17 protein-coding genes are annotated in these 18,513 nt (G+C 71.9%); 3 read left to right on the forward strand and 14 right to left on the reverse strand.

What is annotated here, in order from left to right; genetic code table 11:
* Positions 1-11: 11 nt before the first annotated feature.
* The 8 genes from AC1DW8_RS16035 to rpsB form a co-directional block, all read right to left on the reverse strand.
* Positions 12-2,735: a DUF4153 domain-containing protein gene (locus AC1DW8_RS16035; RefSeq protein ID WP_056770013.1), complete on the reverse strand. Its 2,724-nt coding sequence runs from the start codon at positions 2,733-2,735 to the stop codon at positions 12-14.
* Positions 2,732-3,508 carry a response regulator transcription factor gene (locus AC1DW8_RS16040; RefSeq protein ID WP_056770015.1) on the reverse strand — a complete coding sequence of 259 codons (777 nt, stop codon included), beginning with the start codon at positions 3,506-3,508 and terminating at the stop codon, positions 2,732-2,734. Before AC1DW8_RS16040 ends, AC1DW8_RS16035 begins: the two co-directional genes overlap by 4 nt.
* Before the next feature lie 115 nt (positions 3,509-3,623).
* The gene (locus AC1DW8_RS16045) at positions 3,624-4,142 is read right to left on the reverse strand and encodes a DsrE/DsrF/DrsH-like family protein (protein ID WP_056770018.1); all 519 of its coding nucleotides are present in this window, start codon (positions 4,140-4,142) and stop codon (positions 3,624-3,626) included.
* A complete protein-coding gene (locus AC1DW8_RS16050) occupies positions 4,142-4,456 on the reverse strand; it encodes a TusE/DsrC/DsvC family sulfur relay protein (protein WP_056770021.1) in 315 nt (104 codons plus the stop codon). The genes AC1DW8_RS16045 and AC1DW8_RS16050 overlap by 1 nt, the downstream gene beginning before the upstream one ends.
* Before the next feature lie 31 nt (positions 4,457-4,487).
* Positions 4,488-5,735 (reverse strand): type III sulfide quinone reductase, selenoprotein subtype, encoded by a 1,248-nt coding sequence (gene sqr, locus AC1DW8_RS16055; protein WP_200961736.1) that lies wholly within the window; start codon positions 5,733-5,735, stop codon positions 4,488-4,490.
* Positions 5,736-5,863: 128 nt separating this feature from the next.
* Entirely contained in the window at positions 5,864-6,463 is a 600-nt protein-coding gene (locus AC1DW8_RS16060; RefSeq protein ID WP_056770024.1) for a putative antibiotic biosynthesis monooxygenase, read from the reverse strand.
* Positions 6,464-6,614: 151 nt separating this feature from the next.
* A complete protein-coding gene (gene tsf / locus AC1DW8_RS16065; RefSeq protein ID WP_478095173.1) occupies positions 6,615-7,445 on the reverse strand; it encodes a translation elongation factor Ts in 831 nt (276 codons plus the stop codon).
* Positions 7,446-7,509: 64 nt separating this feature from the next.
* Positions 7,510-8,439, reverse strand: a complete 930-nt coding sequence (gene rpsB / locus AC1DW8_RS16070; protein WP_056770029.1) for a 30S ribosomal protein S2 — start codon at positions 8,437-8,439, stop codon at positions 7,510-7,512.
* A 285-nt stretch (positions 8,440-8,724) separates the two neighbouring features.
* Here rpsB and AC1DW8_RS16075 point away from each other — a divergent pair, with 285 nt between their 5' ends.
* From AC1DW8_RS16075 to AC1DW8_RS16085, 3 genes are all read left to right on the forward strand, one after another.
* Positions 8,725-10,641 (forward strand): DUF6541 family protein, encoded by a 1,917-nt coding sequence (locus tag AC1DW8_RS16075; RefSeq protein ID WP_478095174.1) that lies wholly within the window; start codon positions 8,725-8,727, stop codon positions 10,639-10,641.
* 242 nt (positions 10,642-10,883) lie between these two features.
* Entirely contained in the window at positions 10,884-12,053 is a 1,170-nt protein-coding gene (locus AC1DW8_RS16080) for a pyridoxal phosphate-dependent aminotransferase (protein WP_478095175.1), read from the forward strand.
* Positions 12,054-12,306: 253 nt separating this feature from the next.
* A complete protein-coding gene (locus AC1DW8_RS16085) occupies positions 12,307-12,852 on the forward strand; it encodes a peptidoglycan DD-metalloendopeptidase family protein (protein WP_478095176.1) in 546 nt (181 codons plus the stop codon).
* Positions 12,853-12,868: 16 nt separating this feature from the next.
* On the opposite strand, the gene AC1DW8_RS16090 is transcribed toward AC1DW8_RS16085, so the two are convergent.
* The 6 genes from AC1DW8_RS16090 to AC1DW8_RS16115 all read right to left on the reverse strand — a co-directional run bounded on the left by AC1DW8_RS16090 (position 12,869) and on the right by AC1DW8_RS16115 (position 18,504).
* The gene (locus tag AC1DW8_RS16090; RefSeq protein ID WP_478095205.1) at positions 12,869-13,798 is read right to left on the reverse strand and encodes a tyrosine recombinase XerC; all 930 of its coding nucleotides are present in this window, start codon (positions 13,796-13,798) and stop codon (positions 12,869-12,871) included.
* A 397-nt stretch (positions 13,799-14,195) separates the two neighbouring features.
* Positions 14,196-15,323, reverse strand: a complete 1,128-nt coding sequence (gene dprA, locus AC1DW8_RS16095) for a DNA-processing protein DprA (RefSeq protein ID WP_478095177.1) — start codon at positions 15,321-15,323, stop codon at positions 14,196-14,198.
* A gap of 63 nt (positions 15,324-15,386) precedes the next feature.
* Positions 15,387-16,949 (reverse strand): YifB family Mg chelatase-like AAA ATPase, encoded by a 1,563-nt coding sequence (locus AC1DW8_RS16100; protein WP_056770045.1) that lies wholly within the window; start codon positions 16,947-16,949, stop codon positions 15,387-15,389.
* Positions 16,949-17,314 (reverse strand): YraN family protein, encoded by a 366-nt coding sequence (locus AC1DW8_RS16105; RefSeq protein WP_056772429.1) that lies wholly within the window; start codon positions 17,312-17,314, stop codon positions 16,949-16,951. The genes AC1DW8_RS16100 and AC1DW8_RS16105 overlap by 1 nt, the downstream gene beginning before the upstream one ends.
* Positions 17,315-17,416: 102 nt before the next feature.
* Positions 17,417-17,737 carry a DUF2469 domain-containing protein gene (locus AC1DW8_RS16110; protein ID WP_028785386.1) on the reverse strand — a complete coding sequence of 107 codons (321 nt, stop codon included), beginning with the start codon at positions 17,735-17,737 and terminating at the stop codon, positions 17,417-17,419.
* Positions 17,734-18,504: a ribonuclease HII gene (locus tag AC1DW8_RS16115; RefSeq protein WP_478095178.1), complete on the reverse strand. Its 771-nt coding sequence runs from the start codon at positions 18,502-18,504 to the stop codon at positions 17,734-17,736. Before AC1DW8_RS16115 ends, AC1DW8_RS16110 begins: the two co-directional genes overlap by 4 nt.
* Positions 18,505-18,513 lie beyond the last annotated feature (9 nt).

Below are 18,513 nucleotides of genomic sequence, written 5' to 3' on the forward strand. Positions count from 1 at the left end.
GACATCCTGCCTCAGGGGTTGAGACCGCCCGACATCAGGCCCGGGCACCGGGCCGCCTCGGCGGGGGTCATCGGCGCGACGTCCACGGAGGCCTCTCGGGAGCGGCCGAGGTTCCACGACAGTGCGTCCTCGCGGGAGGCGCGTGCCGAGATCGTCGACGGGAGCACGATGCAGGCCGAGACGTCGCGCGGCAGGCCGGCGACGATCGCCGGGGTGGCGTCCGCTCCCAGCGTCCGGAGGTAGGCCGCGTCGAGCTTGCCCGTCGCCTGGTAGCGGTCGATGTTGCGCTGTGCGACCCACGCCTCGGGGTTGGCCAGGCCCCCGACGAGCACGATGGCAACAGCAGAGACGAGTGCGGCCCGCGGCAGCCACCAGCCCGAGAGACGCACCCCGGCGACCAGGACGAGCACGACGAGCAGGCCGAGCCAGAGCTCGAAACCGTCGACGAGCACCCGGAGCAGCGTGAAGCCGTAGGCCTGCTGGTAGAGGTCCATCCGGTGCAGGGCCGAGGCGACGACGACGAGCGTCAGGGCGCACAGCGCTCCGAGCGCGACCCGCAGCACGAGACGCTCCCGGGACGTGGAGCGTGGCGCCTTGCGGACCGCGAGCGCCACGGTCGCCAGGGTGAGCACCGTGGCGGCCGTGAGCTGGCCGAAGCCCTGGTGGACGTACTCGGCATACGTCAGCCCGGTCGTGCGCTGGACGTAGTCGTGACCGCCGAACAGCGCCGCGGCCTGGGCGACGACGAATGCGGCGAAGAGGGCGACGACCAGGCCGACGGGCACGACCCACTCCCAGAGCCGGGCCACCGGGCGTCCCTCCGGGAGCGCGACCCGGTCGACGCGCGGAGGGTTGAGGGCGACGTAGCCGGCGGCGAGCAGGGCACCACCCATGACGAAGCCGACGAAGAAGCGGAAGGTCAGCCCGTCCCACGCGAAGTGCGGCACGATCGCCTGCGCCCACGACCCGAAGACCGCGTCGCCGGAGGCGAAGAGGCCACCGAAGACGACGAGCGCGACGAGCGAGATGGCGGCCGTGCGCACGACCGGCCACACGACGTTGATGCGGCTCGTCGCGGCGACGGTGCGCCCGAGCAGCGGCAGTCCGCGCACGGCGGCGAGGGGCCAGGAGGCGAGGCCGGCGACGACGGAGAGGAATCCCCTGGCGTCGGTGAGGGCCGTGGTCAGCACGACGACCCCGAGCATGACGGAGATGACCGTGAGCCACTCGGCGGCTCGCAGCACCGAGAAGGAAGCGAGTACGACGCAGAGCACGCTGCTCACCGTGGTCCAGCGGCCGGCACGGTGGCGCGTCGAGCGCCACAGCACGACGCCGCCGAGCAGGAGCACCCCGAAGAGGGCGACCCCGATGTCGCGGTAGGGCAGCAGGACGGCGGACAGGACGCCGACGCCGAGGCAGAGCAGCAGCAGGCGCACCTGCGGCCCGAGGCCGGCCTCCGGCCAGAGGTCGCCGAAGAGCGAGTCGACGACGGGCCTGGGCGCCCCCACCGGAACGCCGGCGTATGCCGTCGGGCGGCCCTCGGAGCCCGGGGCGCGTGGCGCTCCGGACGGGGTGGGTCCCGCCGCGGCGGGGATGGGTGCGGGCACGGTGGGCTCCTCGGTGTCGGGCGCCGCGGCGGGCGCGGTCGCGTCGGTGGTGATCGAGGGGATCCTGGGGATCGGGGGACCGGAGGGGACCTGCGCGAGGCTTTCGGTGGCAGACGGCGACGTGCGGGCAGGGGTGCGGGGCAGGACGGCCCGGAGCCGGGCGCCGTGCTCCCCCTCGGGCGGCGAGACCGCGGAGATCGACCCGCCGTGCAGCTCGCACACCCAGCTGGCGATGGCGAGCCCGATGCCTGTGCCTCCCCCGGCGTCGTCGCCCGACCCGAAACGGTCGAAGATCCGGTGCACGTGCTCGGGCGGGATGCCCGGTCCCTCGTCGGCGACCATGAGCCACCACCGGTCCGGGCCGTCGGGACCCGCGCTCACGGTGACCCGGCCACCGGCCGGGCTGTGCCGGTCGGCGTTGTCGAGCAGGTTGGCGAGCAGCTGCGCGAGGCGGGCCGCGTCCCCGGTGACGGGAAGGTCGGCGGGGACGTCGACGACGTGGACGGTGCCGCGCCGGGAGACGCCGGCCTCGGCCACGGCGCCCTCGACGAGCTCGCGGACGTCGACGTCCGCGAGCGCGAGCGGAGCGCGACCGCCGTCGACGCGGCTGAGGTCGAGGAGGTCGCCGACGAGCGTGCCGAGCCGCTCGGCCTGGGCCAGCGCGGTGCGCAGGACGGCGTCGTCGGGGCGCACGACACCGTCGACGAGGTTCTCGAGCAGGGCCTGCTGGGCGGCGAGCGGTGTGCGCAGCTCGTGGGAGACGGTGGCGACGAGCTGGCGTCGCTGCTGGTCGGCGCCGGCGAGGTCGGCCGCCATGGTGTTGAAGGCGTCGGCGAGCACCCCCACCTCGTCGGCGGACGTCGCCGTGACGCGCTGCGAGTAGTCCCCCGTCGCCATCCGCGACGCCGCCGTCGTCATCTCGCGCAGCGGTGAGGTCATCCCGCGAGCCAGCCACTGGGTGACCCCGAGGGCGGCGGCGACCGTCACCGGGAGGGTGAGCCAGCCGGGCACACCGGCCCGGTCACCGATGACGGACACGAGCGACGCGGCCACGATGCTGGCCGCGACGAGCAGACCGAGCTTGGCCTTGATCGAGCGGATGCCGTCGAGGGGCCGGTCGGCGTTCACGGCCGCGCCTCGTCGGGCGCCTCGGGGGTGTCGTCGTCGTCGGCGGCCACGAGGGCCTCGCCGGCCTCGAGCGCGTAGCCGACGCCGTGGACGGTGCGGACGCGGTCGGCCCCGATCTTGGCGCGGAGGGACTTGACGTGGCTGTCGAGGGTGCGGGTGCCGCCGGCGTCCGCCCAGCCCCAGACCTCGCGCATCAGCCCGTCGCGCTCGCGCACCGCCCCCGGCTCGGCCGCGAGGGCCAGCAGGAGGTCGAACTCGAGCGGCGTCAGGTGCACCTCGCTCCCCCGTGCCGAGACGCGGCGCGACCCGCGGTCGACGGTCAGGTCGCCGACGGTCAGCACGGGCGGCTGCTCGGCGGCCAGCTCGCGCGCCCGCTCGACGCGACGCAGCAGGGCGCGGATGCGGGCGACGACCTCACGCATGCGGAACGGCTTGGTCACGTAGTCGTCGGCGCCGACGCCGAGACCGACGAGCAGGTCGGTCTCGTCCGCGCGCGCCGTGAGCATGAGGACCGGCACCGGGCGCTCCCCCTGGATGCGTCGGCACACCTCGAGCCCGTCGAAGCCGGGCAGCATGAGGTCGAGGACGACGAGGTCGGGGGCGTGCTCCGCGTGGGCGGCGACGGCTCCGGGCCCGTCGAAGGCCTGGACCACCCGGAAGCCTTCTGCCACAAGTCGATCCGTGACGGCCTGGTTGATCGTCGGGTCGTCCTCGACAACGAGCAGCACGGGAGCGCTGGCGCTCGAGGACGGTGCCGCATACCCCTGGTTCATGCCCCTGAGCCTAGGAGCGGGCGCGCGGGTGGCGAGGGTGCGACGTGTGGAGATCGTGTGAAGGCCGGCCGGGCCCACACCGGCCCGACCGGCCACACCCACCCACCACGGTGGCTCAGATGAAGAGCAGCTGCGCGCCCTCCGTCAGCTCGATGAAGTCCGAGGCCGAGATGATCCCCTCGACGTCGTCGCGGAGGTCGCCCTCGGTCAGGTGCTGCATGTCCGCCGACATCCGGCAGGCCCACAGGTGCCCGCCCGAGCCGACGATCTGGTCGAGGAACTCCGGGACCTCGGGCACGTCGAGGTCGGCGATGGCCTTCTTCATCTGCGACGTGGCGAGGTGCGTCATCCCGGGGATGCCGCCGAGGCCCTGCGGCAGGTGCGTCGCGGTGTTGCCGAGCATCGTGAACTTCAGGTCGCCCGAGGTCTTCTTGTTGATCATGTCGAAGCCCCAGAAGGTGAAGAAGAGGTGGGTCTCGACGCCCTCACCGAGGGCCGCGTTGGCGAGGATAAGGCCCGGGTAGGCCATGTCGAGGTTGCCCTTGCTGCAGATGATCGCCAGTTTGCGGCCCTGCGACTCGGGCGCGTCGAACCTCGGCACGAACGGGGTGGTCTGGTCGGCGTGCGTGGTCATCACACACATCCCTTCGGCTTGGGCAGCCCCGCGACGTAGGCCATCTTCTTGGCCGGCTTGCCGGGGAAGAGGTCGAAGAGGGACTTGATCGGGGTGCCGGTCTGCGTGCTGACGCGGCGGAGGGTCGCGGTCTCGCCCTGGTGGGCGAAGTCGTCGCGGAGGAAGTGGAGGAGCTTCCAGTGGTCGGCCGTCAGATCGATCCCGATGAGCCGGGCGAGCTCGGTGCCGAGGTCGTCGGACCACTGGTCGGGACGGGTGAGGAAGCCCTCGTCGTTGACCTCGACGGCTTGGCCGGCGATCGTCGTGGTGGGCATGGTGACGCTCCTTGTCTGTGTCTGGTCGAGCTCAGGCGGCGGGGACCTTCCCCGCCATCGACATCTGCGCGGGCAGGCCGAGAGGTCGTCCGGGGAGCAGGAGGTTCCAGTAGATGTGGCGGAACGCGAGCTTGCCGACGTGGTTGGCCCGCGACTCCTTGAGCAGGGTCATCGGACCCAGGTGTGGCAGCGGGAACGTGCCGGTCAGCGGCTCGGTGTCGTAGTTGAAGTCGAGGAGCATCGCCTTGCCGCCACCGGACTCGACGAAGCAGTTGGCGTGCCCGTCGAAGGAGTGCGTCATGGCCTGCCCGCGAGCGTGCTCGACGAAGTTGTCGACGAACACCTCGACGGAGAAGTGCGCGACGGAGCCGGCCTTGGAGGTCGGGATGGTGCTCGCGTCGCCGAGGACCCAGATCGCCGGGTGCTCGGTCGAGCGCATCGTGTGCTTGTCGACCGGGACGTAGTTGAGCTCGTCGCCGAGTCCCGACCGGGCGACGAAGTCGGCGCCCATGTTGAGCGGGATCGTCACGAGCTGGTCGTAGGCGACCTCGCGCTCGTCGTAGGACACGAGGACGCGCCGCTCCTGGTCCACGTGCTCGACCATGAAGTCGGTCTCGAGGGTGATCCCCTTGTCGGCGAGCAGGTGGCCCAGCTCGCGGCTCGCGACCGGCTTGGTGAAGGCGCCGTCGAGCGGGGTCACGTAGACGATCTCGGAGCGGTCGCGCAGACCACGGCGGCGCAGGAAGTCGTCGGCGAGGAACGCGAACTCGAGGGGCGCCACCGGGCACTTGATCGGCATCTCGGTGACGTGCACGACGAGCCGGCCGCCCGAGAAGCCGGCGAGCGACTCGCGGAGCGCCAGGGCGCCGTCGTAGGTGTAGAACTCGCCGACGCTGCGGTGCCACTCGGCCCCGAGCATCCCCGGCGTCTGGTCGGGACGCGGGCTCGTGCCGGAGGCGATGACGAGCTCGTCGTAGACGAGGGTGCGTCCGTCGAGGAGCGACACCTCACAGGCCTGCGGGTCGACGCGGTCGACGTCGCCGAGCACGAGCTCGACACCCTCGGTGATGAGACCGTGACGGGTCCTTCTGACCTGCTCCGGCTCGATGAGCCCGAAGGGCAGGAAGAGGTAGCCCGGCTGGTAGTCGTGCAGGTCGTCCTTGTCGACGACGGTGATGCGCCACTCGCTGGTGGGGAGGCGGTGCCTCAGCTTGTTCACGACCATGGTGCCGGCCGTGCCCGCTCCCAGGACCACGAGGGTTCTCATGGTGGTGGTCATGCTCCAAAAGTACCCCCGTGGGTATCAGGAGCGCTGTGAGCCACCAGACAGAAGGACTGTGAGGTGCGAGACAAAGGCTTGCCTCACAAGCGATTTCGCCGACGTCGCTGTCGGCCGGACGCCAGTCGTCAGTCGGCCTTGAGCCACCGACCGAAGAGCCGGGTCACGAACGGGAGGAAGACGTAGGTCATCCACGGCGTCGCGAGCAAGGTCGTCACGAAAACGCGCAGGACGACCGGCCAGTCCCCGCTCCACGGCGAGAGGAGGTAGGACAGCGCCAGACTGGTCGGGAAGAAGGCGATCCAGATGACGCTCGCCTGCTTCCAGCGCGGCGGCGCAGGCGGTCCCGCCGGTCCGGTCGCCCCGACCTCGTGCACCGACGACGACGCCGGCTCGTCGAACCAACCCTCGATGCCGGTGCGGTACTCCGTGCGACGGTGCTCGACGAGGTCGGCCGCCGAGCGCAGCCACCGCAGCCGCTCGGGCGACCGCTCCCACGTGTCGAGGTGGGCGCGCGAGTCGAAGCGGTAGAGCATGTGCCAGTCCTCGGTGCCGGACCGCACCCATCCGGCGCCGAGGAAGCCCTCGAAGTGCTCGGCCATCGAGGTCCCGGCGTGGACCCAGGCCTGCATGAGCAGCTCGTCCTCGGGGGCCACGCGACGGGTGATCGAGACGGTCAGTGGGCCGTCGACCTCGGCATCGGCCGGCGTGTCGGTGCTCGTGCTCATGGGACTCCTCCTGGGGTGGGTCCGGAGCGGCCGGTGACGGCCCCGGAACGCGACGATGCCGGCCGCCCCGGAGGGGGCGACCGGCATACGTCGTCGTGATGCGCGGGTTCTGCGCTACGCGTGCTGCGAGGGCACGAGTGGGGTCAGGACCTCACTGGCCGACGCGGAAGCGCGCAAAGGACTTCGCCGTGGCGCCGCCCTCCTCGAGCACCTTGCCGACGGTCTTCTTGGCGTCCTTGGCGAAGGCCTGCTCGAGCAGGACGTTCTCCTTGAAGAAGCCGTTGACGCGACCCTCGATGATGCGGGAAAGGGCAGCCTCGGGCTTGCCCTCCTCCTTGGCCGTGGCCTCGGCGACACGACGCTCGTTCTCGACCGTCTCGGCCGGGACCTCCTCGCGCGTCAGCACCGTGGGGCTGAACGCGGCGATGTGCATCGCGACGTCGCGACCGACGGTCTCGTCGCCACCCTCGAGCGCGACGAGGACACCGATCTGCGCGGGCAGGTCGGGGCTCGTCTTGTGGAGGTAGGACACGACCTTGTCGCCCTCGAGGCGCGCCACGCGGCGGACCTCGATCTTCTCGCCGATGGTGGCGTTGGCCTCGTCGAGCAGCTCCTGGACGGTCTTGCCGTCCTCGAACGTGCTGGCGAGGAGCGAGTCGGCGTCGGTGGCGCCGGCGGCGACGGCCTGCGTGAGGACCTGGTCGGCCAGGGCGATGAACTTCTCGCCCTTCGCGACGAAGTCGGTCTCGCAGTTGACCTCGACCAGGGTGCCGACGCCGTCGGTGGCCGAGGCCGCCACGAGGCCGTTGGAGGCCGAGCGGCCCTCACGCTTCGTGACGCCCTTGAGGCCCTTGACGCGAAGGATCTCGATGGCCTTGGCGCGGTCGCCCTCGGCCTCGTCGAGGGCCTTCTTGACGTCCATCATGCCGGCGCCCGTCTGCTCGCGCAGCGCCTTGATGTCAGCGGCGGTGTAGTTCGCCATGCTCTGTATCGCTCTTTTCGTCAGTGGAGATTGACTCGTGTGGTGCGGCTGGTGCGGAAGACCGTCAGGCCTTCTCGGCACCGGCCGTCGCCTCGGCGGGGGCCTCGCTGGCCTCAGCGGCCGGAGCCTCAGCAGCCGGTGCCTCAGCGGCCGGAGCCTCCGTGGCGTCAGCGGCCGGAGCCTCGGTCGCCTCGGCGGCGGGGGCCTCGGTGGTCTCCGTGCCGGCAGCGGCGTCGGCGTAGAGCTCGCGCTCCCACTCGGCCAGCGGCTCCTCGGCCTGCGCGTCGCCACCGGACTTGCCGGACGAGCGCTGGACGAGACCGTCGGCGACGGCGTCGGCGATGACCCGCGTCAGCAGCGTGACGGAGCGGATCGCGTCGTCGTTGCCGGGGATCTTGTAGTCGACCTCGTCGGGGTCGCAGTTCGTGTCGAGGATCGCGATGACCGGGAGGCCGAGCTTGCGCGCCTCGTCGACGGCGAGGTGCTCCTTCTTGGTGTCGACGATCCACACGGCCGAGGGGACCTTGGCCATGGTGCGGATGCCGCCCAGGGTGCGCTCGAGCTTGATCATCTCGCGCTTGAGGATGAGCAGCTCCTTCTTCGTGTAGCCCGAGCCGGCCACGTCGTCGAAGTTCAGCTCCTCGAGCTCCTTGAGGCGCGTGAGGCGCTTGGAGATCGTCTGGAAGTTCGTGAGCATGCCACCGAGCCAGCGGTGGTTGACGTACGGCATGCCGACGCGCGTCGCCTGCTCGGCGATGGGCTCCTGGGCCTGCTTCTTCGTGCCGACGAAGAGGATGGTGCCACCGTGGGCGACCGTCTCCTTGACGAAGTCGTACGCGTTGTTGATGTACGTCAGCGACTGCTGCAGGTCGATGATGTAGATGCCGTTGCGCTCGGTCATGATGAAGCGCTTCATCTTGGGGTTCCAGCGACGGGTCTGGTGCCCGAAGTGGACGCCGCTCTCGAGGAGCTGGCGCATGGTGACGACGGCCATGCCGTGTTCTCCCTTGGTTCGATGTTGTCAGTTGTGCGTGGGCGCCGACGCCCGGCGGTCACGTCACAGACGTGGCCCGGCGGGCGGCATACGACCTCACTCCTGGCGCCTGACGCACCCCGCCCCGCCGCGAACGGTGGGGACTGCCGTGGTGTGACCCGGTCCGGCGGACCGGCAGAAGACGCGCGAATTACGGTCCGTGCGACGAGCACACGGGACCGCCGACCATCGTACGTCCTGACCCGGGTTGTGGAGAAATCGTGGCGACCCGACAGAATGTCCCGCATGGCGCACTGGGTGGAGACGATCCCGGCCTTCGTCGTCCTCTCGCTGGTGCTCTTCCTGCCCGGCTGGCTCGTCGTGCGCGCCCTGGGCGCGCGGGGCCTCGAGGCTCTGGCCGTCTCCCCGGCGGTCTCCGTCGGCATCATCGCCGTCTGCGCGACGCTCGCGCAGCGGGTCGGGGTGCGCTGGGGGCTGCTGCCGCTCGTCGTCGTCACGGCGATCGCCGTGGCCGTCGCCTGGCTCGGGATGCGGCTCTTCGGGCGCCAGGACCCGGAGCTCGGCGCGGCCCGCCGTCTCCTCGGCCGGCCGCGGCCCGACGCGGTCGTCGCCATCGCCATCGGTGCCGTCCTCGCGCTCGCCACGATCCTCCCGGCGATCGGGCGACCCGACGAGCTCGTCGACTCCCCCGACGCCGTCTACCACCTCGGGCGCATCAAGACCTTCCTCGAGACCGGCAACTTCTCGATCGCCAACCCGACCTTCTACCCCAACGGCTTCCACTCCTGGATCGCGACCAGCCTCCTGCCCGGGGTCGCCGACGTGCTGCCCGGCACCAACGTCGCGACGATCGTGCTGGCGGCCCTCGTGTGGCCGGTCGGCTGCGTGGCCCTCGGGCGCCACGCGCTCGGCACCTCCCGCCTCGTGACGTATGCCGCCGGGTTCGCCTCCGCAGCCTTCATCGCCTTCCCGACGATCCTCCTCGGCTGGGGCGTCCTCTGGCCCAACCTCATGGCGACCGCGCTGACCCCCGGCGCGCTCGCCCTCATGCTCCAGGCCGCGCGGTCCGGGCGCATCGGGCAGTGGCTCGCCTTCGGCGCCGCCCTGCCGGGCCTCGCCCTGATCCAGCCCAACGCGCTCGTGGCCCTCGTGCTCTTCGCGCTCGTCTGGTTCGTCACCGCGAGGGTGCGGGCCGGACTGCTGCACCACGTCTCGTGGTGGGTCGTCGCGCGCGACCTCGCGATCGTCGCCGTCGTCGGTGTGGCCGGGCTCGTGGCGGCTCCCGTCGTGTCGGCCCAGCTGGCCTCGACCCAGTCCTACGAGTGGAAGGACCGGGTCTCGGCCTGGACCGCCCTCGTCGAGGTCGTCGGCGGCCGGCTGCAGATCCCCGACGTGCTCTGGGGCCTCGTCCTGCTCATCGCCCTCGGGATCGGCTGGATCGCGCTGCGCGCCAGGGCCGCCCTGCCGGTCGTGGCCATGTGGGGAGCCGTCGTCGTCCTCTACGTCATGGCCGCGTCGTCGACGATGTCGTGGACCTCCCTCATCACGGGCTACTGGTACAACGACAAGGTCCGGCTCGCCTCGCTCGCCGCCGTCCCCGGCGTCGTCCTCGTCGCCGCGGCCGCCCCGGCCCTGCGCGAGCTGCTGCGCAAGGTGCCCGGCCTCGGGTCGCGGCCCGTCGTCGTCGGGCTCGTCGCGGTGCTCGTCATCCCGGTCCTCACGCTCGGGCTCAACGGCGCCACCCGCGAACGGATGCTCACCGGCTTCTTCCAGCCGGTCGACCCGAAGAAGGTCATCCTGTCGTTCGAGGCGCAGGACTCGCTCCGCCGGCTCAACGCCCTCATCCCGCCCGGCCAGGGCGTCGTCGGGCGCCCCGAGAACGGCTCGCCGCTCATGTGGCCGCTCTTCGGCACCAACACCCTCTACCGCTCGATCCCGATCCCCACGACCGGCGACGAGATCGTCATCGGCACCGGCTTCGACGACATGGCGAATCGGCCGGACGTCTGCGCCGCCATGGCGCGCCACGACATCCGCTGGGCCATCGACTCGACGCACGTCTACTGGCTCGACCGCCCGGAGCGCTCGTCCGGGCTCAAGGACCTCGCAAACGTGGACGGCGTCGAGCCCGTGCAGACCGACGGCGACTACACGCTCTACCGCGTCACCGGGTGCGGGCTGGGCGCCGCGGCGGCCTCCTGAGCCGGCCGGACGCATACGCCCTGGGGTCTGCCGAGCCGACTCGTGGACGGCGCGTAACACTCTCGGCCCGACCGCGATGGTGGGGGTGGAGATCCCACACGGACCCCCTGACCGGGTGGGATCTCCACTCACGTCCGCGGCAAAGGACCCCTCCACAGCCGCCGCAGGGCGCAGAGCCCCCGCCCGGTGCCCAGGCGGGGGCTCTCCCCCGTCGTCGGGTCGGTCGTGGCTACGCTCGAGCCATGAGCTCGCCGCTGATCTCGCGCATGCAGCCCTTCGGGACGACGATCTTCGCCGAGATGTCGGCGCTCGCGACCCGGACCGGCGCCATCAACCTCGGGCAGGGCTTCCCCGACACGGACGGGCCCCGCGAGATGCTCGAGGCGGCCAAGGCCGCGATCGACGGCGGCCGCAACCAGTACCCGCCGGGGCCGGGGGTCCCGGAGCTGCTCGAGGCCGTCGCCGCGCACCAGCAGCGCTTCTACGGGATCTCGCTGGACCCCGCGTCGCAGGTGCTCGTCACTGCCGGTGCGACCGAGGCGATCGCGTCGGTCGTCCTCGCCCTCTGCGAGCCAGGCGACGAGGTCGTCACCTTCGAGCCCTACTACGACTCGTATGCCGCCACGATCGCTCTCGCGGGAGCGACCCGCCGCACGTCGGTGCTCCGCTTCCCCGACTTCGCGGTCGACGAGGTGTCGCTGCGGGCAGCCTTCTCCTCGCGGACCCGTCTCGTGCTGCTCAACACGCCGCACAACCCGACCGGCAAGGTCTTCACGCGGGCCGAGCTCGATCTCATCGCGTCGCTCGCGCGCGAGCACGACGCCTGGGTCGTCACCGACGAGGTCTACGAGCACCTCGTCTTCGACGACGCCGAGCACGTGCCGATGGCGACCCTGCCGGGCATGGCCGACCGCACCATCACGATCAGCTCGGGCGGCAAGACGTTCTCGGCCACCGGCTGGAAGGTCGGCTGGCTCTCGGGTCCCGCCGAGGCGGTCGCGGCGGCGCGCACCGTCAAGCAGTTCCTCACGTACGTCGCGTCCGGACCGTTCCAGCCGGCCGTGGCCCTCGCCCTCGGGCTCGGCGACGAGGTGTATGCCGGCCTGCGGGACTCGCTCCAGGCCAAGCGCGACCTGCTGTGCTCGGCGCTCGAGGCGTCGGGCCTGCAGGTCGCCCGGCCGTCGGGCACGTACTTCGTCATCGCGGACGCCGCGCCGCTGGGTGCGGTCGACGGGCTGGAGTTCGCCCGCCGGCTGCCGGACCTCGCCGGGGTCGTCGGGGTGCCGGTGTCCGTCTTCCACGACGACCAGGAGGCGGCGCGCACGTTGGTGCGGTTTGCCTTCTGCAAGAAGGACGAGGTGCTGCTCGAGGCCAGCCGCCGCCTCGCAGCCGCCGGCACCCGAACCGCCTGACCGCCCCAACGCCCGCCCAGTCGAGTGAGCGCCCCGTCCCACACGAGTGAGCGCGCAATCACACTCGAGTGGCCCCGCCGTCACACCTGACCCCAGTGGAGTCAGCGGCCGGTCCTACCCCATTCGAGTGGCCGCGACGCCACACCTGACCCTCACGTGACGGCCTTCCACAACCACCGGGCGAATGGGCTGGTCATCCACAGTCAGACGAGGACACGTCGCACGGCCGCGGTTGCAGGACGAGCATGACGGGATGTCCATCGGGTCAGCACTGCTCAGCACCGTCCTTGCCGTTGCGTCTGTGTCCGGGGCGAGTGCGGCGCCGTTCGCCCCCGTGGGCATGGCGGGAGCCCGGCCGGCCACTCAGGTCGCGTCGAGCCCCTCGGCTGCTCGGTGGGGTTGGCCGCTCGACCCCGAGCCCGAGGTGGTGCGGCGCTTCGACCCGCCCGACCAGCCGTGGCTGCCCGGCCACCGCGGCGTCGACCTCGCCGCCACCATGAATCAGTCCGTCCGGGCTCCGGCCGCGGGGCGCGTCTCCTGGAGCGGCGTCATCGCCGGACGTGCCGTCGTCGTCGTCGCGCACGACAGCGGCCTGAGGAGCACCTTCGAGCCAGTCGCCGCGGCCGCACCCGTCGGCACCGCGGTGGGCCGCGGCGACACCGTCGGCGTCCTGACGGCGACCCCGGGTCACTGCGCCCCTCGCACCTGTCTGCACTGGGGCGTCCTCCGGGGCGAGACCTACCTCGACCCGCTGTCGTTCGTGGGCCGGGCGCCGGTCGTCCTGCTCCCGCTCACGTAGGAGCCACCGGCCCCGGTCACGCTCGAGGATGGGCCTGCTCGTAGCTGCGGCGGAGCCGGTCGACGGAGACGTGCGTGTAGATCTGCGTCGTCGCGAGGCTCGCGTGGCCGAGGATCTCCTGGACCATCCGGAGGTCCGCGCCGCCCTCCAGCAGGTGGGTGGCGGCGCTGTGACGCAGACCGTGCGGACCGAGGTCCGGCGCATCGGGAAGGTGTGAGAGCAGCTCGTGCACGGCGGATCGGACCTGCCGTGCGTCGACGCGCCGGCCCCGGCGTCCGAGGAAGAGCGCAGGTCCGGAGTGCTCACCGACGAGCCTGGACCTGAACGCCAGCCACGCCTCTATGGCACGCGCTGCGGGGGCACCGAACGGCACGATCCGCTCCTTGGCGCCCTTGCCCATGACGCGCACGACGCCCTGCGCCAGGTCGAGGTCGTCGATGTCGAGCGCTGCGAGCTCCCCCACCCGAATGCCGCTGGCGTACAACAGCTCGAGCACCGCGCGGTCACGCACGTGGATCGGATCCTCGTCGTCGGCTCGGGTGGCGGCGAGGTCGAGCATCTCGCTGGCCTCGCCCTGACGAAGGACGCCGGGGAGCGTGGCGTGCCGCTTGGGTGCGACGAGGCGCAGGGACGGGTCGCTGGGGATGCGACCGGTGTGTTCGGCCCACCGGAGGAAGGTGCGCGCGGACGCAGCGCGGCGCGCGATCGTCGCTCGGGCAGCGCCAGCGTCGGCCTGGACCCCCAGCCACGCTCGCAGGTCCCCGATGCGCAGGTCACCGATCTCGTCGATCCCGCGCGTCGCCGCGAACGTCAGCAAGTGCCGGACGTCGCCGAGGTAGGCACGCCGGGTGTGGACCGAGCGACCCCGCTCGGCGCCGAGGTGACGGGCGTATGCGTGGAGCAGCTCGGAGTGCTGCTCGAGCACGTCCGGCACCGCCCTGACCACATCCGTCACTCCCGCACCATCGCAAAGCGCCGGTGGTTAGGCAAGTACCGCACCGCGTCGGGAGCGACGTCCCGGGCTCGAGCCTGAGGCGCGCCCTCCTCGAGTGGCCGCGTGACCCCACCCGTCACTCACCCCCTTGGGACCCGTGTGGCGGAGCGGCCACTCGAGTGCGATTGCGCGCTCACTCGAGTGGGACCGGGAGCTCACTCGAGTGGCCGCGTGACCCCACCCGTCACTCACCCCCTTGGGACCCGTGTGGCGGAGCGGCCACTCGAGTGCGATTGCGCGCTCACTCGAGTGGGACCGGGAGCTCACTCGAGTGGCCGCCTAACCCCACCCGTCACTCACCCCCTTGGGACCCGTGTGGCGGAGCGGCCACTCGAGTGCGATTGCGCGCTCACTCGACGGGGACCTGGCGCTCAGTCGGGCTTGGCTTGGCGGGGCGGGGGCGTTTGCGCCAGGTGCCGGCGGACTCGGTCACGAGGCCCTGCCGCTCGAGGCGTCCGAGCGCCGCGCGGACCATGAGCGGCGCGAGGGCGACCTGGCGGACGACGGCGTCGAGGGTCAGGCCGGAACGGAAGGGCACGACCTCGAGGACCGAGGCATCGAGAGGTGGCAGGTCGTCCTCCGGGCGGACCGGCCCGCGGGCCGGCTCGCACGCGTCGTCGCCGAGGTCGCCCACGAGGTCGATGACCTCGTCGGCACTCGTGACGAGGACCGCCCGGCCGTCGCGGATCTCCTGGTGACAGCCGGCCGACGTCATCGACGTCGTCGGACCGGGCACGGCGCCGACGTGGCGGCCGGCCTCGATCGCGTGCTTGACGGTGTTGCGCGAGCCGGAGCGCAGGTCGGCCTCGACGACGATCGTGCCGCGCGTCATCCCGGCGATGAGCCGGTTGCGGGCGAGGAACCGTGACTTCATCGGCGCCGACCCGGGGGCCACCTCCGACACGACGAGTCCGTCGCGGGCGATCCGTGAGATGAGGGTGGCATGCGCCGAGGGGTAGGGCCGCTCGACCCCTCCGGCCAGGACGGCGATGGTCGCTCCGTCGACGGCCAGGGCACCGCGGTGGGCACTGCCGTCGATGCCGAACGCGGCGCCGGACACGACGCTCCATCCCCTCCGCGCGACGCCGGCTGCGATGTCAGAGGCGACCTGCTCGCCGTAGCCGGTGGCGGTCCGGGAGCCGACGATCGCGACGGAGCGCTCCACCGTCTCGGCAAGGTCGAGCGGTCCGCGGACCCAGAGGCAGTAGGGCGGTACGGGGATCTGCGCGAGCCGCTCCGGCCACTCGTCGTCGCCGGGCACGACGACCCGCGCGCCGACCCTCGCCGCGATGTCGAGGTCGCGCTCGGTGTCGAGAGTGGCCAGCCGGGCCCGGAACCGGGTCAAGGTGCCCCGGCCGGCGCGGATGCGCTCGAACGTCTCGACGGCTCCGAGCCCGTCGACGAGACCGGGCACCTCCTTGTCGCACGGCTCCGCGAGACGCGACAGCGCCGCTCGGGCGAACCGGTCAGCGTCCACGGCGCACCCCCACCATCGAGCCCACGCGACCGTGAGCCGCCCAACGGCGCCGGCCTCGCACGTTCATGCGGCCACCCCGGCCCGGTGGCGCAGCGACAGTGCGAGGTCGACCTCCTCGCGCCCGGGGCGTTGCAGCCCCATGACGTCGGCGATGGTCCAGGCGCAGCGCAGGGTGCGGTCATAGCCGCGGAGGCTGAGCGAGCCGCTCTCGAGGGCGCGGTCGAGGGTGGTCGTCGCCGAGGTCGGGAGCCGCCACGGCCGACCGCGCAGGACCGAGCCGGGGACGTCGGCGTTGACCCCGCGACGGCGTTCGAGCACCTCGCACCAGCGCTCACCCTGTGCCTCGCGCGCCCCCGCCACCCGCGCGGCCACCGACGTCGTCGACTCGCCTGCGGGTGCCCCCGCCATCGAGAGGCCCGGAGGCTGGACATGGACCTGCAGGTCGACCCGGTCGAGGAGCGGCCCGCTCAGCTTGCCGAAGTAGGAGCGGCGCATGAGCGGCGTGCACGTGCAGTCGAGGCCCTTGCCCCACCCGTTGCCGCACGGACACGGGTTGGCGGCGAGGACGAGCTGGAAGCGCGACGGGAACGTCACGGTCTCCTGGGCGCGGGCGATGGAGACGGACCCGCGCTCGAGCGGCGTGCGCAGCGACTGCAGGACCCCCTTGTCGAACTCGGGGGTCTCGTCGAGGAACAAGACTCCTCGGTGGGCCTGGGTGATGGCGCCGGGCCGGATGTGTCCGCTGCCGCCACCGATGACCGCGGCCTGTGACGCGCCGTGGTGCGGCGCGACGAACGGTGGTCTCGAGATGAGTCGTACGTCCTCACCGGCGCCGAGGGCACCCAGGACGGAGTGGATCGCCGTGACCTCCATCGACTCGGCCTCGTCGAGGGCCGGCAGCAGTCCCGGCAGCCGTTCGGCGAGCATCGTCTTGCCTGCACCGGGTGGACCGGCGAGCAGCAGGTGGTGACCGCCGGCCGCCGCGATCTCGAGGGCGAGCTTCGCGTCGGCCTGCCCGACGACCTCGCTGAGGTCGCGCACCGCCTCGGGAGGAGGCGGCACGACGAGCGGCACTGGAACCTCGTCGACGCCCCGGCCCTTGCCCAGCGCGTCATAGCGCCGGACGAGCTCGGTCACGTCGGCCACGGGGTGGACGCGGATGCCCGAGACGAGACGGGCCTCGCCGGCGTTGGCGACGGGGACGACGACATGACGCACCCCGGTCATCGCGGCCGCCCGGACCAGGGGCAGCACGCCGGGGACGGGTCGTACCGTCCCGTCGAGACCCACCTCTCCGATGTGCACGAGGTCGCGCACCACCGTAGGTGGCACCAGCCGCATCGCGGCGGCGACCGCGACGAAGATGGCCAGGTCGAAGCCGGTGCCGATCTTGCGCTCCCCTGCGGGCGAGAGGTTGACCGTGACGCGACGTTGGCTGACCGGCATGTCGTCGATGCGGGCGGCGGCGGCCTTGATCCGGTCGGACGACTGCTTGACCGCCGAGTCCCCGAGCCCGCTGATCGCGAAGCCGGGCAGGCCGGGCGTCACGTGCGCCTCGACGTCGACGACGAACCCGTGCACACCACGCAGCCCGACCGACCGGGTGCGGCCGAGGCCGGTGCCCATCAGCACACCCCGCGCAGGTGCTGGAGGCTGGCCCGTCCCGAGCGCGGCCGCAGGATCGAGATGACGTCGATGCGCAGGGCAAGTCCCCGCGCGAGCTCGTCGTGGTCGTCGCGCCAGAGCCCGGCCAGTCGCCGCAGCCGACGCTGCTTGCGCCACGTCACGGCCTCGAACGGCGCGCCGAAGGCCTCGCTCGTGCGGGTCTTGACCTCGCAGACGACGAGCTCGCGGCCGTCGACGGCGACGACGTCGATCTCGCCGCGCGCGCAGCGCCAGTTGCGGTCGATGATCGTCAGGCCCTCAGCGAGCAGGTAGCGGCACGCGAGCCGTTCGCCGTAGTCACCGAGGGCGCGGGTGGAGAGGTCCATGACGACCACCCTCCCGGCGCCGACCCGGCGAGGACACCCGTCAGCGCGCGGCTGTGGACGGCATACGCGATCGGCGAGGGGGTGTGGACGAAGCCCGACGGCTCAGCTGAAGTCGCCGTTCTCCGGCAGTTTGATGTCGGGCTTGGGCAGCTCCTCGACGTTGACGTCCTTGAACGTCACGACGCGCACGTTCTTGACGAACCGCGCCGGCCGGTAGATGTCCCAGACCCACGCGTCGGCCATCGTGACGTCGAAGAAGACCTCACCACCGTCGGAGCGCACCTTCACGTCGACCGAGTTGGCGAGGTAGAAGCGGCGCTCGGTCTCGACGACGTGGGTGAAGAGGCCGACGACGTCGCGGTACTCCTTGTAGAGCTGGAGCTCCATCTCGGTCTCGTACTTCTCGAGATCTTCCGAACTCACCTGATCGCCGTCCCTGTCTGCTCTGCCGTGATGGGCGCCGGAGCGAACGACTCCGTCCCCTCATTCAACACCTCGACCGGCCCGCTCACGTACACGCCGGGCAGGCGCCACGAGCGGCGGTGCAGCTCGCAGGGGCCCAGACGCGCCAGCGCGTCCATGTGCTCGGGCGCGGAGTAGCCCTTGTTGAGCGACCAGCCGTATGCCGGGTGGTCGGCCGAGAGGGCCACCATCATGTCGTCGCGCTCGACCTTGGCCAGCACGCTCGCGGCCGCGACCGAGGAACACTTCATGTCGGCCTTGATCATCGTCGTCACCGGCGGCGTGGTCGGTGCGGACTCGTCGGCGAAGGCGAAGAGCCCCACCTCGGTCGGGGCCGTCAGCCAGTCGTGGTTGCCGTCGAGGATGACGAGGTCCGGCACGACCCCGAGTCCCGCCAGGGCCCGCATCCCGGCAAGGCGCAAAGCACCCATGATGCCGATCTCGTCGATCTCGTCAGGGCTCGCGTGCCCGACGGCGTGGGCCACGGCCCAGCGCTGGATGCGCGGCACGAGCACCGTTCGAGCACGCTCGGTCAAGAGCTTGGAGTCCTTGACGCCGATGGGCGCCGAGCGCACCGTCTCGTCGATGACGACGATACCGACGCTGACCGGCCCGGCGAGCGCGCCGCGGCCCACCTCGTCCATGCCGGCGAGGAGTCGGTGACCGGATCGCTGCAGGGCGCGCTCGACGCGCAGCGAGGGCTTCTTGGAGGGAGCAGGGCGTGCCATGGCGTAGCT

This window comes from Terrabacter sp. P2_E3, from assembly GCF_056403915.1.